We start from the raw sequence: 15,977 nt of genomic DNA on the forward strand, positions 1-15,977 counted from the left end.
CACGAAACGGCAAATTTGTGCGTGGTATCCGGGAATCCGTTGATTGCAACTCCCACTCGAATCAGCATTCGAATATCCGTTCATTGGCAACATACTTCCGTCATGGCATTCAAATATCCGCTGATTGGCAACTCACTTCTGAAGCAAGGGGATAATGGTACCATTTCTCCGAAATAGCACGGAAATTAGGTGTCGGTTTTTCCCTATATTTCCCATATGAGTAGATGTCTATAAACTAAACTTTCTTACCGTACAAGTAAAACGTCTTCGCCGTCCGTGGGACGGCGAAGACGTTTGTATCGAGCTATCAGATGAGTATAAATAGAGAACTCACCCATCCAGCCTTATATTTTGCGGGACGTTAATTTAGCTTGCGTAAAGAGCAACAGATAGTCATAACCGCCTGCTTTGGAATCCGTACCTGACATATTGAATCCGCCAAAGGGATGCACGCCGACTAACGCACCCGTACATTTACGATTGATGTACAGGTTTCCGCAATGCACGGTGTCCAGCGCTTCGGCGATCCGCTCCTCATTCGTAGAGAAATAAGCGCCCGTCAAGCCGAACTCCGTGTCGTTGTACATGGCGATCGCTTCTTGCCAATCTTTCGCTTTCGCAATAGCGAGAACAGGCCCGAAGATCTCTTCTTGCATAATGCGCGCTTTGCCGCTCACATCGCCGAATACGGTCGGTTGAATGTAATAACCGTTCCCTTCGGCCTTCTCGCCGCCGGCAAGCAAGGTCCCCTCTTGTTTTCCGATTTCGATGTAAGCCAATATCTTATCGTACGAGGTCTTGTCGATAACCGGACCTGCAGCGAAATTGTTTTCCGGCAAACCGATTTGCAGCTGCTTAGTCAACGCGACCACTTTTTCTACAACTTGATCATACACCGATTCAACGATAATCGCTCTGGAACCAGCCGAACATTTCTGGCCTTGGAATCCGAATGCGGACGCGACGATCGCGGCAGCCGCAACATCCAAATCCGCCGTTTCATCGACGATAACGCCATCTTTGCCGCCCATTTCGGCAATAACGCGTTTGATCCATATTTGACCTGGAGCCGTTTCCGCGGCCAATTTGTTAATGCGTAATCCAACCTCTTTAGAACCTGTAAAGCTAATGAACCGAGTTTTCGGATGTGTCGTTAAATAGTCGCCAACTTCAGCGCCGCTTCCCGGGATGAAATTGATGACACCGGCAGGAAGCCCCGCTTCTTCCATTAAAGCAACAAACTTATGTGCAATGACGGGCGTTGTGGAAGCCGGCTTAAGCAAAACCGTATTCCCTGATACGATTGCGGCAGCCGTCATGCCGACGCAAATCGCCAGCGGGAAGTTCCAAGGCGGAATAATAACGCCAACGCCAAGCGGAATATAGGAAATGTTATTGTCTTCGCCAGAAATTCTGGATAACGGCTGCGTCTCGTTGATTTCGCTCAAACGAATGATTTCCCTAGCATAGAACTCGATGAAATCAATCGCTTCCGCTGTATCGACGTCGGCTTCCACATAGTTCTTTCCCGATTCCAAAATCATAAGAGCAGAAAATTCATGTTTGCGCTCGCGCATGAGCGCTGCCGCTTTAAACAAATATTGTGCACGTTTTTTTGCAGAAACCCGTTTCCAGGATTCAAAAGTTTCCAAAGCGGCCTGCATTGCTTTTTCCGCCAATGCCTGATCCGCTTTGCTAACATAACCAATGACTTCATCCGTATTTCCCGGGTTAATGGATATAATTTTAGCATCGGTTACCACTTTCTGTGAACCAATATATAGCGGGTATTCTTGGCCTAATTCCGTTTTCACATTCGCAATAGCGGCTTCCATCGCTTTCTTATTTTCATCCAAAGCGAAATTAGTGAAGGGTTCGTTTGCATAAGGGCTTACTTTTGTAAATGTACTCATCTTGTTTCTCCTCTCCCTTTGCGGGCTTATTTGAACATATTTTTAAGAACGAACCAAACATTAGCCGGACGTTCGGCTAAACGTCTCATAAAGTAACCAAACCAATCGACACCGTAAGGAACGTACACGCGTACCCGGTATCCTTCTTTAATCAATCGCTTTTGCAGTTCTTCGCAAATGCCGTAAAGCATTTGAAATTCAAATTGCACTCTGGGAATCCCATGGGTTTGTGCTAATTGTTTGGCGAAGTCGATGATCGTTTCATCATGGCTGGCAATTGCCGTATAATGGCCATTTTTCAGGTGCATTTGAATGATTTTCTTATAATTTTCATCGACGTCTTTTTTTTCCGGAAAAGCAACTTGAGGCGATTCCTTATAGGCCCCTTTGACAAGACGCAAGTTGGCTCCAAGCTCATTCAAATCCTGGATATCTTGCACCGTGCGAAACAAATAAGCTTGAATAACAATCCCTACATTATCGTACTGTTCTCGAAGCTCCCGATAGATATCAAGCGACACTTGGCAATGCGCGTAATCCTCCATATCGATCCGAACAAAGTTGCCATGCTCACGAGCTCGATCCAAAATCCTCTTCATGTTGCTAACGCATAACTCTCTGTTAATATCCAAGCCGAGTGAAGTCATTTTCAATGAAAGATTAGATTGAACGCCCGAGTTGGCTATCGCATCTAATGTTTGTATGCACATGTCAGCGGATTGCGTTGCCTCGTCTTCACTGAACACGAATTCTCCGAGATGATCCAAAGTCGCGATTCGGCCGTCCTGATTGAGCCTTCGCACAGCATCAATCGATTGTTTGATCGTTTCGCCAGCTACAAATCGGGCGGCTCCAAAACGAAGACCGTACTTTTTGGCCAGTCGATTTGCTGAGCGGCTTTTCCCCAATGCTTGAAATAGGTTTCTCAACATCACTTCCATGAATTTTCCCCCATTTAAATTGAACAACATTGTTCAATTATATAATTATATTATACATATAAAACAATATTTTGAACAGTATGTGTTTAAATTATTTGTTATTGAACAAATTTATAAAAATCCGATCGGGTTGATTTGGACAACCTAAAAAACCCGAAACCCATTGCATTCCCCTTAAGAATGCTCGGTCTCGAGTGTCATCGTGTTGAATTAACGCCGTCTTCATGGTAAATTTAATCAAAACAAATGATAAATACACGAGGTAAAATATGTTCAAAAATGAACAATTCCCGTTGAACAACGATTTCCATCAACTCTCCGTAGATTCAACGATAGAAGAGCTCTCTTCTTATTTGCACAAAGGGCAAGCCGTGTTTGTCGCAATTGGCAGCGAGGCATGTTTATTTATACCAGAGGATCTCGGTTTTATAAACATTTGCTCGAATGACCTGAACATTAAAACCTATTTGGATGGAAACAAGCGCTTTATTTCTCCCATCCTTTCTTATGATGAAACTGACTTTTTCGATGCGTTGCTGCTTCATCTTCCTCTGAGCTCCAACCGGCCGCTGCTTTTCAAGGATGCTGAAGGGACGATCAAAGGATACTCCAACCTTTCTTCGTTGCTGCAGTTCTCCATTAAAGAGCAGCAAAGATGGTCCTCTTATTTCTCCACATTGTCCGAAAGCGTTACGGATGCAGTTACCGTCATCGATCAGAATGGAACGGTCATCTGCTGGAACACGGTTGCCGAAGAAATTTACGATCTCCCTCAAGCCGATATTTTGGGAAGAGGAATTGAAGATCTATTCGACACGGAAAATCTCATGGTGCTGAAAATTCTCGACGAAGGACGAATGATTCGAAATACATACCATCGTCCCCGACCGGACACGCACGTGCTCATCAATGCCTCTCCGATCCGGAATGCGCAAGGCCAAATTATTGGCGGCATTGCGGCCGAACAGGACATTACCCAATTGGTGCGTTTGAATGATCAACTAACGACTTCTCACACTTTCGAGCTTCATCCTAAAGCGAACGCCGAAGATCTATTTTCATTGATCAAAGGTAAAGGACCCGCAATAGGCAAAGTCGTGCAATGGGCCAAAAAGGTCGCCGTTACGGAAACCCCCGTGCTGCTAATAGGTGAAACCGGTGTTGGGAAAGAGCAGTTTGCTCAAATCATTCACAATGCAAGCCCTCGCTCGAATCAACCCTTCCTAACGATCCATTGCGGCATCGTTCCCGCGGGATTTCTCGAAACCGAGTTATTCGGTTTCCAGGGCGGAGCCTTCACAGGAAGCGATACCGGACAAGCAGGCAAATTGGAACAGGCCAAAGGGGGTACCTTGCTAATTAACGAAATTGACCGGCTTCCTATGGATCTTCAAGCCAAGCTTTATCATTACATGAATCAACAAACGATCGTTCGCACGGGTGGAAGCACCCCGATTGCCGTACGTACGCGGATTATCGCCGCCTCTACGCAGGATTTGGCAACGAAGGTGGACAATCGCGAATTCCGATCCGATTTGTACTATGCGCTGAATGTCATTTCCATTCGCATTCCGCCATTAAGCGAAAGAATCGAAGACATCCCTGCCATGCTCCAAATGTATCTCAAACAATATTCCCTGTTTTATCAAAAGCCCGTTCCAATGATTTCCCCTGAGGTCATCTTGGCATTGACCCAATACAATTGGCCAGGCAACCTGCAGGAACTTAGAAATGTCGTCGAGCGTTTCGTCATTATTAGCGATGATGAAATGATCACGCTTGACCACTTACCGCCATCTTTACAAGAGCAGCTGCCGAGATTCGGTTATCCGGAAACGGACTCGTTGCTCCCGAATGACAAAATATTAAAGTCCAAAATGACCAAACGCGAGGAAATCGATCTCATTGAAGAAGCTTTAAAGAAAACGGCCGGAAACAAAAGCGCTGCAGCCCAACTTCTCGGCATCTCCCGCGGGACGCTTTACAATAAAATGAAGGACTACCAGTTGGAATAATCTTTACTCCTTTACGGCGCCGATCGTAATGCCGCTCATAAAATACTTTTGCATGAACGGGTACGATAAGATGATCGGCAGCGTAACGATTACTGTTGTGGCCGCTCTTATGGACGCAGACGTCAGCTTCCGCATTCCCTCTATTTGCCTCTGTTCGTCCATCAGCTTGCTCATTTGTTCAACGTCCAGCAATATTTTACGCAAATACACCTGCAACGTGTCCCATTTCCCGGATGAATTGTACAGCATGACATCAAACCAGGAATTCCAATGACTGACGGCACTGAACACCGCAACTGCAGCAAATACGGGAATACACATCGGAGCAATAATTTGCACATAAATCCTCAGCTCACCGGCCCCGTCAATCCTTGCGGACTCCGACAATGCCTCCGGCAGGTTGTACATGTAGGAGGAGATAAGCAGCATGTAGTATGCGCTGAACAAGCCGGGAAGCCAGTACACCGTAAAGGTTTCCATTAAGTGCAGCTGGTTAAACAACAAATAAGTGGGAATAAGCCCGCCGCTGAAATACAAGGTGATCAAAAACAGCACCCGCGTAAATCTTCTGCCGGAATACCATTTAACGGTTGTTATATAGGCTAATAACCCCGAACAAAACAACGTCGTGACCGTCCCTACAACAACTCTTAAGACAGAGATGATCGCCCCTTTGCCCAAGTTGCCTTTGTTGAACATATAGGTATAGTTGTCCCATGTAAAAGCCCTCGGCCAGAAGTATAACCCTCCTCTTGTCGCGTCCTTGCCTTCGTTTAACGAGAGGATGAATTGGTTCCAGAAGGGATACAACATCACAAACGCTAAGATGATCATAAAGGCAATATTAAAGAAATCAAATATGCGTCCGGCTGTCGTGTTTTTTACGTATACCGCTCTCATTGCCGCTTCCCCCTATCGTTAAATGATCGACATGCCGGTTAACTTCTTCGAAAATTTGTTCGTTATTAAGACGAGCACCAAGCCGAGTACAGAGCTCATAAAACCAACGGCTGTTGCAAACGAATAACGGCCTTGCTGAATGCCATACCGATATACATAGGTGTCGATAACCTCATGGTAATCTCTCGTTGTCGGTGTACCAAGCAGCAGTTGCTGTTCGAAGCCGGCGTTCAACAGAGTTCCGATGCCTAAAATAAACAATAAAAGCACGGTCGAGCGAATGCCGGGAAGTGTAATGTGCCATGCCATACCGAATCTTCCGAGTCCGTCGACGGCCCCAGCCTGATACAATTCTTGATCGACTCCGGCGATTGCCGCTATATAGATGATGGACGCCCAACCGATTCCTTTCCATAGGTTAGCGGAAGTCAGCAACGCCCAGAAATATTCCCCTTCGCCAAGAATCTTTAACGGCTCATGAATAATTCCCATTTTCATCAGCGCGTCGTTAATTGCTCCTTCACTGCCGAGCAGCGTAAAGATGATGCTCGCAACGACGATCCACGATACGAAATGCGGCAAATACGTAATCGTTTGAATAAGCCTCTTGAATTTGATATTTCTGATCTCATTCATAAGCAACGCCAATATAATGGGCGCGATAAAACCGATTGTCAAGCCGAGCGAGCTGATGACAAGTGTATTGCGGATAATAAGCCATACGTCCGGAAGCGTGAAAAACTCGATATAGTATTTTAATCCGACAAATTTGGAATGGCTCAAGCTTCTCCCCGGAATATAATTATAAAAACTGTAAATGATGCCGTACATCGGCCCATAAGCAAAAATGAGCACCCATGCGAGGGCAAAAAAGTTAATGGTCCAAAGCTCTCTTTCCCGGTAAAACCGTTTTCCGATTCGACTCAGTCGACCTTTAAACCCGCTTTGCTTAATGCCCGTTTTTGCCTGTATCTCCATAGGTTCTCCTCTTTCGATTGAAAGGTATAATCATCTTTGAAATAGAATGCGCTTGGATCGAATTGAATTTCAATCCGATCCAAGCCGTTATGAGGATTGCTATTGAATGAATGATTTATTGTTGGAATTTCTCTACATTGGCTTTATACGAATCGGCATTGTACTTCTCAAGATCATGCAATCCGAGCTTGTTCAGCTTTTCCTGAGCGGAGTTGAATTTGCTTACGAGATCTTCTTCGGTTTTACTCGTGATCATTTTAGCCCACTCGGAGATGAGCGTATCCTTAATCGTCGCATTCGTGTTCGAAATTGGATCTTCGGCTTTATAAGTTACCGTATAGAGCGTCGAATCCCAGCTTTCGCCTTTTACATTTTGCCAGCTCAGATTGACGCCTGGATCAAGGAATGAACCATCTTCCTTAATTGGCCACATATCGTACACGCTGACACGCGTCACTCTTGGATCGAGGCGCTCGTCTTTAATCCAGCCTGCAGGAGCGATCATCATAAAGGACATAGCGCCGAATTTCTTATCGCGGACATCGTGGAAATTTGTATTTTTATTCGCATATTCCATCGCGCTGTCCTTGAAAATCCATTTGCCGTCTTTAATATCCCATACGTTCTCTGGATCCGGCTTACCGAAACCGGTTATCATTGTCCCAAGCGTGCTCACTTCCCAGTTGAACCATTCCATAATTTTTTCCGGATCTTTAGCTTTATCTGTAATAATGACTCTGTAATTTCCGATAAAGTTGGAACCAAGCTCGGTCGATTTTTCAACGCCCGGAGCTTTGACGGTGACGTTCATAAATCGTTTTTCGATATTGTACTTGTCTTTTTCTTGTTCAGCCCAAGCCTCTTGACCGCCTACCCACAATTGCCACCAAGCTCCGATGTTGCCGATAATTCTTTCGTTCGTAACCTTCGTCTGCCAATCTTCAAACTTGTTCGTTAGGAAGTCCGGATCGATCATGCCTTCGCGATAGAAGCGGTTAATGTATTTGGCGATTTCCAAGCCTTCAGGCGTATTCATCCAATGCGTGAATTCACCGGTGCTCTCGTTTACTTTATAGCCATTTTTGAAACCGTAAGCAGCCAGCATTCCATTGTACAGGTTTGCGCCTTGCGTGTTCGTGCCCGCCGGCGCATTGTCCGACAGCGCATAAACCTTTTGACCTGCTGCGTTTGTCGGATGTTTAGCCATAATTTGTTTTAACGCTTGGTAGTACTCCTCCGGTGTTTGATAGACAGGGGAACCCAATTCTTTCCACCAGTCGTAACGAATACCGAAGTCCATACCCGCTACATTCGGATTTTCTCCCCAGAGCGCCGGCAGCTTGTAAATTTTACCTTCATCATCTTTCATCAGATTTAGGTATTTGCCAAGCTTCTCTTTAATATTCGGAGCCGATTTTTCAATCAGATCCGTCAGGTCGACGGCCCGGCCTTGCGCGATAAACTTCTCGGCCATGGCATCGTCCATATTGGTAATCACTTCCGGATAATCGCCGGTAGCGAGCATCAGGTTGAGCTTTTCGTTCATATCGATGCTGTAGACGATTTTTTTAATCTCGACGTTAAACTTATCTTTATAAAATTGAGCCATAGGAGGGGATTTCTTGTCTACCTCGGCCTGATCGTCATAACCGGCATAGAAACTGAATTTCAGCGTATCCTTTGGAACATCCCAGCCGTACTCGTTGACGCCGTTTGTAGCCGGTTCCGCCGAATTGCCGGAGCTTGAGCTTGCTTCTTCCTTATTGGCCGATTTCCCGTTGTTTCCGCCGCTGCAGCCTGCCGCAGTCAAAACGATCGTGAGCGCTAACATCAACATTAATATTTTTTTCATCGAATCGTTACCCCCATATGCGTTTTTTGGTTAATCGAATACGGTAAACCGATGTTGCCTAATGTGCTGTCAGCCTCTCGAAGATGTTCATTCCTTCATTACGCGGATGGTCGCTCCTTGCGTGTCCACGATCAAAGGCACAACCGCTTCAACACCACCTTTCACAGACAAAATTTTCGATTTATCCACATAAATGCCATATTCGCCTATTGGCAGGCAGGATACGGTTAATGTGACGATGTGTTGCACCTCGGCATGGCTTTCGATCCGGAAACGGATTTCGGAACGATCCTCTTGTACAAAAATCGGTGTCGTCGCCGAGATGTGATCCGTATCGATATGCAGGGACGCTTTGAATTCCCCCAGTAATACGTGGAACCTTCTTCGAACGCCGTCCTTCATCGTAATTTCATATCCGCCGTCGACTTGGCTGTAATCGCCGCCGTAGCAAAATAATCCGAATATCGGATCGTCGGCAAGGATCGTTGCCGCCCCTCGCAGTGCCCCGCAAAACCCTAGGTCGATTTCGCAGGAGTAATACCATGAACCGCGATGATGGTCCTGTTCAAGCCACGTTTGACCGAACGGAGAAGGCTCGAAGCCTCCGCCTGCGCTGCCGTCGTTGGCTTGTCCGGGATACCAGTAGCCATAATTGCTTTCCGGCGTTCCCGTATTCATGAGCGCCCATGAGCTTAACATCGAGGCGTAGCCTAACCGCAAATATTCATGCGGATTCGAGCTGTAATCAAGAGCGTAATCGAGCAGCGCCCAGCCTCCCATTTGAGACATATAGCTTAACGTGTACGCCCCGTTCGACTCGCCTCTATAATCGCTGCCATACAAGTAATAAGCCGGTGAAAGCCAACCGCGGCAAAAGATATTCGCTTCGATTTGAGCTTCCATGAATTTCACCGCGTTGCTCTGGGTGATAACTTCTTCGGCGTTCCGATCCGGTTGTTCACCGACTGATTTAACCGCGTGCTTCATCGCATATTTAGCTAGCGCATGCGTGCTTTCAAAGCCGGTCGAATCAAACGGGTATTCCGAGCCGAACATATCGGCATTTTCATTCACGAAATGGATCGTTTTCTTCTTCCAGTGCTTTTCGAGCCGATACGCTTTCTCTAGCGACCCGACAGCTTTTAGCTCGCAGATCAAGTCTTCAATAATCAATTCGTTGTACAGCCCGGTCTTATAGGCCGACCACTCGCCCGTTTCCTGCGGAATCGTAAACATGGCGACCGCCGTTCTGTAAGCGCGCTCAAGATACGTTTCCTTCGAGAGCCTCGTTCGGAGATGCGGATAATTTTTCGTTACCCTGTACATGCTCCAATACATTAATGCAATGTGCGGATAGTCGTAAATTCGCCATATGTGCGTTTTCCCTTTAGGCCCTTCGTCTTCGCTTGAACGGAGAACGTTCCAGTCCGGAATGCCGTAAATGCCGTATGGATATTCCTCTTGCTCCGTCCGCTGGAGGCCTCCCCAGACAAAGTGCTCGATATAATATTCGAGCGCTTCGATTTCCTGCTCGACCGGGAATTCGGCATTTTTGGCGGCCAAATAGGCCGGTTTGCAAAGTCCGGGATCATCGCAGGTGACCTCGTAAATGCGCCATCCTTTGATTCGATCGTAATTGTCGGGACCAAGCAGCACTTCGGTTTCCATGTTCCACTCGGCAAGGAGTCCGTTATACCATTTGGATGGATCGCGATACTGGGTTTTCGCGATAAAAGCTGCCCGTTTGTGGATCAGCGTTTCAACCGGCTCGGTAGCGAAAAATTCCAAATACGTTTGTTTCCCGCCGCCGTACCGCACCGTCACGAGGTTTTCGCCCAGCTTCCCGAACTTCACCTTATATACGTGCAAGTCGTCGCCTCGTTTGCCGACATAAGTCAACTCCGTGTCATCCGGAAACTCCGGCGTCACCGATTCGATCGGCTGTTTCGTCCGCAAATAGAACATCGCAAACAAATCGTTCGGCACGGTCATGCCGGGAATGACTTGAATGTCGATCAGCCCTTCGTCCACAATCGTATTGCGCACGTCGTCATAATCTTTCGCCCAATAGAACTTGAATGGATACGTCACCGAATCCCCTTGTGCCCCTTTAGGTGTGAGGAGCGCACCTGTATGCGGCTGGCGCCATTTGGTACCTTTCTCCGTTGCGATTTGCCCTTGAGCCTTCGAATGAATATAAGCTCTGAGCTCTCGGTTTCCCTTTGGGCTCTCCTCTTCGGAGTAAAGATCAAAGTATTCCAGCTTCGTGTCGTTCGCCGTTGTCATGGTGAGGTACGGTCCGACACTATTGCAGCGCATCCAGAACATATAAGAATTGTGGCCCGATACGAAGGCATGTCTCAGCACGCTTTCGTGCGGCTTCGTCCCCCATTCGTATGCCGAGTTCATCGGAAACGGGATGGACAAGTCGCCGATTTCGATCGCTTGGTCGCTTTGATTCGTAATATGAACGGTGTAGTTCAAGCAATCCTGATCGATTTCAAACGAAATATCGAGTCCGATAGCCAGCTTCCCGTCGTCGTCGGAGTCGTAGCACGTGTCGTATTTCGAACCGTCGGCGGAGACGGCGATGTCGACAAGCCCTTTTTGCGCTAACGCTAACGTACTAAGCGACGTCCAATCCTCATTCGGCTTCCGGTAGGCGACAAATACGTCCCCAAACCGTTTATCGCGCAAAATATATTGCGTATCAAATGCATCCCGCAAAAATTTAAGGCTTGTCACCGCCCCGTCTTTGAGCCGAATGTCAAAATTGCTTTTAGCGATCATATCGATCTTGCTTTTTTCGACCGTCATCGTTGATCTGCCCTCCTGTTCGTCGTGAGGTTGCCGTCTTCGCTTATTCCCTTACCCAAACGGCCATTTCGCCGCGCCCTCGATTGGCCCACGCGAAATAGGGGATGAATTTCACGGCAATCGGCACGTTTTGAACGCGTTCATCCGCTTTATAAAGCTGGTTTCCCCACTCGTCGGATAACCTCTTAACGCCTTTCGCGGTGATCGTCTGTAGTCCTCCGAGCAGTTCAGGCTCATAGGCGACAATAAATTCAGACGCCTCATCCAAAGCAATGTGGTGCAAGTTCGGGCCGTTGTCCGCTTCCTCCACGCAATATACGATCGGACCGCGCTGCAACGCCGTCTTGCCAGCCGTTTCGCGAACTAAGGGGTGAGATTTCATCCGTTTAACCGGCATCGGAAGCGACAGTTCGATGATATCGCCTGGGCGCCATGTTCTAGTAAAATGCGCATATCCGTCAACGACGGTTTGTTCGAATGAAACAAAATTGCCGTTGATCCGGATTTTCGCCCCGGGGCACCAGTCCGGAATTCTTAATGCCATTGTAAAATTAGCTTCTTGCTCTCCCCCAAATTCGAAACGGACGTCGCCTTCCCACGGGAAGTTCGATTGCTGCGTGAAATGGATGGCTTGGCCATCCAACTCGCACTCCAACTCGCCGCCGATATATAAATGCGTATAGATCGTCCGATCTTTGACCGATACGATATACCGATTAAGCGATGCAAGCAATCGGGCGATGTTCGGCGGACAGCATGCACAGCCGAACCATTCCTGCCGCTGCGGCTTCACATGGCTGAACGTGTGGTTTTTACCGCACGCGTCTGGCCAAACCTCCAGCGGATTGACGTAGAAGAACCGTTTGCCGTCGCGAGACATGCCGCTAATGACGGTGTTGTACAGCGCTTTCTCCAGCACGTCGGCATATTCGCTTCGAGGCTCTATCAAGAGCATGCGCTGCGCGAACAGGATTAATCCGATCGATGCGCAAGTTTCAGCGTAAGCGGTATCATTTGGTAAATCGTAGTCGAGAGAAAACGATTCTCCGTGAGCCATCGAACCGATTGCCCCGGTAATATACATTCGTTTTTCTACAATATTGCTCCATAGTCTCCTGCAAGCTTCAAGCAGCTGTTCATCGCCCGTTTCCGCTGCTACGTCTGCCATGCCGGTGCACATATACACCGCACGGACGGCATGTCCTTCCGCCGTTGTCTGCAAACGTACCGGCAAATGCGCCTGGCTGTAAGAACGATCCGAAGCGATATCGAGAAACGGAAAATGCACTTTGCCTTTGCGCTGTTTCAATTCCTTCTCATAAAAGCTCGGTTCTTGTCCGCGTTCATCGAGGAAAAACTTGCTTAGCTGCAAGTACTTTTCATTGCCTGTTGCTTTATAAAGCTTAACAAGAGCCAGCTCCACCTCTTGATGGCCGTCGTAGCCTTGAATTTGACCGGGTTCCGGACCAAAAACCGAATCGATGCAATCCGCCAGCCGACAGCATACGTCCAACAGCTTTCTTTTTCCCGTCGCTTGATAATACGCAACGCCCGCTTCGATCATATGACCGGCGCAGTACAACTCATGGCATTCTGCCAAATTCGACCATCGTTCATTCGGTTCTTTTATCGTAAAATAAGTATTGAGGTAGCCGTCCTTCTGTTGGGCTTTGGCTACGATGTCAATCAGATCGTCTGTCACGCGCTCCAGCTCCGGATCGGACTCCGATTCAAGCAAATAGCTGACCGCTTCCAGCCACTTGGCGATGTCGCTGTCTTGAAACACCATGCCCTGGAAGCTTCCTTGCTCCAATCCGGCGGCAATTTTCATATTCCGTATGGCATAGCTAGGCTCAGCGCCCTCAATCCGGTCATTCAGCGCTTCCCATTGATAGGGCACAACCACGTCGCGAACAAGACGAATATAAGAAGACCAGAATGAATCCCGGATATGCAGTTTTTTTAATTGAAGCGATTTCATAAATGTTGTAGGATTCATTACATCCTCCCTTTTCAATATTATTTCTACCTAGATGAAAATGATATATTTCATATGTTAACTAATGTATCATTGAAATTACATCCTTAATTCCAACCGTATTTTTTAAAATCTCAACCTAATTTGAGGAGGATAATCATGTCTTATCCCATACTGCATTTTATATCTCCGCCAGTCCCTTACTTTATCGATAGCGGCAAGCGCACCTATGTTCCCGGCGAACGGCATATAAGCCGAAATTTCATCAGCGTATTTGATTTGATTGTCGTCACGAAAGGAACTTTATTTATTGGGGAAAATTCGAATGAATGGACCGTTCGCCAAGGCGAAGCACTCATTTTGCGGCCTGACGGGTACCATTATGGGACAGCGCCATGCCAAGAGGAAACGGAAATCACGTGGATTCACTTTCATACGTTCGGAGCATGGGAAGAAAATAAAGAGATGAGCGAATGCCTGGAAAATCAATCCGCCCTCGTCGAAAAGCATAAGCAAAACGCCTATTTGAACCATTGCGAGGTTTGCTCTATCTTTATCCCGAAACATATGAAGCTTTCCGAAAAATCGCTCGGCGATTTGGCGCAGTTTTATGAATTGGATCATGACCCGCGTTCGTTGCGAAATTGGAAAAAGCAAACCGCGTTCCAGGTTTTCATGCAGCATCTGGACCGCGAATCGGCCTCGTCATCCGATGCGGCGGCCATCCGGCTAGCGGAAAAGGTGGAGATGTTCATCCGCCAAAACTATGCCGAAAAAATAACGAATTCGATGCTGCAAAATGAATTGAACTATCATCCGAATTATTTAGCCAAATGCATGCTGAAGATTTACGGCTTGACTCCGATCGATTATTTGCAGCAATACCGCATCGAACAAGCCAAAAAGCTGCTGCTCCAGACGAATTGGCCGATCGCGCGCATCGCCGAGGAGGTCGGCTTTAATAACACCCCTTATTTTTCTACCTTCTTCACGAATAAAGAAGGCATTTCGCCGTCAAATTTTCGCATTAAAGTGATTGGGGCACATAGGCGAGTGTAGGAACGGACCTTTCCGAGATGTTTGAACACTCAACTAAAACGTGTACCGCCATCCATAGGACGGCGGTACACGTTTGATAATATCAAGCTTAACCACGGAAAATAACCATAAGAAAACCGGAGGCTTGCCTTCGGCACTTTACTTTTGGCGGATATCCGTAATAAAGCAATCGTACCCGTCCGACACCCCTGTTCATGCCTACGGCTGTTCGCGAAGACGTACCTTTATCCCCTCGCATCAGAAGGAGAATAGGACCACCTCAGCGGCCCCTTACATCCTTTCCGCGAAAACGTACCTTTATCCCTTCCGATCAGAGGGAAAACCCTTGTCATGCATTTAAAAACAAACCCGGAACGTTGAAATTTAACCCGATATCTCTTGAAAATAGAACGCATGTTTGGTATGATATAAATAAGAACAAGTGTTCTATTTTATAAAGATTGGGGGGACGTCTATGTTTCCAGATCATCTGACCTTTGAGGCATTTTGCCAGCAGTTCAACTCAGAGCAGGCTTGCGCCGAGGCGCTGTTCGAAGCCAGATGGCCGGACGGCTTCCGTTGCCCGACTTGTCGTCATCCTCACTTTTATCTCATCCAAACGCGCAGACTGCCTCTCTACGAATGCCGCTCCTGTCGCCATCAGACTTCTGTCATCGCCGGCACCATCATGGAAGGCAGCTCCACTTTGTTGACCCGCTGGTTCCAAGCGATGTTTCTCATCTCCCGGCCTTCCGGCATCAGCGCCTCCCGCCTGTCCCAAGTGATTCAGGTCACCTATAAGACCGCGTGGCTCATCGCAAGAAAAATCCGCCATGCCCTGCAACAAGCCGATGAAGCCGATCCGCTCACGGGTGTTGTGCGAGTAGACCCTATCTCTTACGGTTACACGTATTATAGCGAGGCCCAGCAGCCCCTGTTGATCGGCGGATCCCTCGACGAGCGAGACGAGCCTCAGCAGGTCAAAATCAAACAACCGGATCCCAGCCATGTGAATAACGCGTTGAGGTGGATTGAAAAGCCTGGCGTCCAAGCGTTCGTAAACGATCATACGGATGGAGAGGCCGTGACAGTTTCGCGTGGCAAACTTCACCCTGCTTTGAACCCCATCAAGTGGAAGGTGACCGCGTGGCTGAACTTTACGTTTAATGGCATCGGGGCCAAACATTTGCAGGTTTATTTAGACGAGTTTTGTTTCCGGTTGAACTTAAAACTCCGCCATGCCCCGGTCTTCAGCCAACTGCTCCATTGGTGCGCTGCGACGCCAACCCATACCTACAAAGAACTGACCCGCAGCAAACCGGTTCTCACCGTTCCCTGGGTAGTCTGGGGAAGCAAAGCGAAGTGGAAAGGAAAATATCTCACCCTATGGAACGCTTGATGCTTAGGATACCTGCTTTTTGAGTTGCCGATAACCCGTTCCGTTCCAATTCATTAAACGGCAAATTTGTGCGTGGTATCCGGGAATCCGCTGATTGCAATCTCCCTCTCAAATCATGGCATTTGAATATACGCTGGTTGCTACTC

10 protein-coding genes are annotated in these 15,977 nt (G+C 47.5%); 3 read left to right on the plus strand and 7 right to left on the minus strand.

Annotated elements, in window-relative coordinates; all coding sequences use genetic code 11:
- Positions 1 to 344: 344 nt before the first annotated feature.
- Both pruA and K7P76_RS04720 read right to left on the minus strand, forming a co-directional pair.
- Entirely contained in the window at positions 345 to 1,913 is a 1,569-nt protein-coding gene (gene pruA / locus K7P76_RS04715; protein ID WP_232183790.1) for an L-glutamate gamma-semialdehyde dehydrogenase, read from the minus strand.
- 26 nt (positions 1,914 to 1,939) lie between these two features.
- Positions 1,940 to 2,854, minus strand: coding sequence for a proline dehydrogenase family protein (locus K7P76_RS04720; RefSeq protein ID WP_232183792.1), 915 nt, complete (start codon positions 2,852 to 2,854; stop codon positions 1,940 to 1,942).
- A gap of 269 nt (positions 2,855 to 3,123) precedes the next feature.
- Between K7P76_RS04720 and K7P76_RS04725 the strand changes: the two genes are divergently transcribed.
- Positions 3,124 to 4,869 (plus strand): sigma-54 interaction domain-containing protein, encoded by a 1,746-nt coding sequence (locus K7P76_RS04725; protein WP_232183795.1) that lies wholly within the window; start codon positions 3,124 to 3,126, stop codon positions 4,867 to 4,869.
- A gap of 3 nt (positions 4,870 to 4,872) precedes the next feature.
- On the opposite strand, the gene K7P76_RS04730 is transcribed toward K7P76_RS04725, so the two are convergent.
- The 5 genes from K7P76_RS04730 to K7P76_RS04750 form a co-directional block, all read right to left on the minus strand.
- Positions 4,873 to 5,769, minus strand: coding sequence for a carbohydrate ABC transporter permease (locus K7P76_RS04730; RefSeq protein WP_232183805.1), 897 nt, complete (start codon positions 5,767 to 5,769; stop codon positions 4,873 to 4,875).
- Between the two features lie 18 nt (positions 5,770 to 5,787).
- A complete protein-coding gene (locus K7P76_RS04735; protein ID WP_232183812.1) occupies positions 5,788 to 6,747 on the minus strand; it encodes an ABC transporter permease in 960 nt (319 codons plus the stop codon).
- Positions 6,748 to 6,862: 115 nt separating this feature from the next.
- Complete coding sequence (locus K7P76_RS04740; RefSeq protein WP_232183814.1) at positions 6,863 to 8,599, minus strand: type 2 periplasmic-binding domain-containing protein; 1,737 nt, start codon at positions 8,597 to 8,599, stop codon at positions 6,863 to 6,865.
- 87 nt (positions 8,600 to 8,686) lie between these two features.
- Positions 8,687 to 11,416, minus strand: coding sequence for a DUF5695 domain-containing protein (locus K7P76_RS04745; protein ID WP_232183816.1), 2,730 nt, complete (start codon positions 11,414 to 11,416; stop codon positions 8,687 to 8,689).
- Between the two features lie 43 nt (positions 11,417 to 11,459).
- Positions 11,460 to 13,415 (minus strand): glycoside hydrolase family 127 protein, encoded by a 1,956-nt coding sequence (locus K7P76_RS04750; RefSeq protein WP_232183818.1) that lies wholly within the window; start codon positions 13,413 to 13,415, stop codon positions 11,460 to 11,462.
- A 138-nt stretch (positions 13,416 to 13,553) separates the two neighbouring features.
- On the opposite strand from K7P76_RS04750, the gene K7P76_RS04755 reads away from it, so the two are divergent.
- Positions 13,554 to 14,453: a helix-turn-helix transcriptional regulator gene (locus K7P76_RS04755; protein WP_232183820.1), complete on the plus strand. Its 900-nt coding sequence runs from the start codon at positions 13,554 to 13,556 to the stop codon at positions 14,451 to 14,453.
- Positions 14,454 to 14,907: 454 nt separating this feature from the next.
- Positions 14,908 to 15,831, plus strand: a complete 924-nt coding sequence (locus K7P76_RS04760) for a transposase (protein WP_232183822.1) — start codon at positions 14,908 to 14,910, stop codon at positions 15,829 to 15,831.
- Positions 15,832 to 15,977 lie beyond the last annotated feature (146 nt).

Source organism: Cohnella silvisoli, from assembly GCF_021190915.1.
In the GTDB taxonomy this organism is placed as follows: domain Bacteria; phylum Bacillota; class Bacilli; order Paenibacillales; family Paenibacillaceae; genus Cohnella; species Cohnella silvisoli.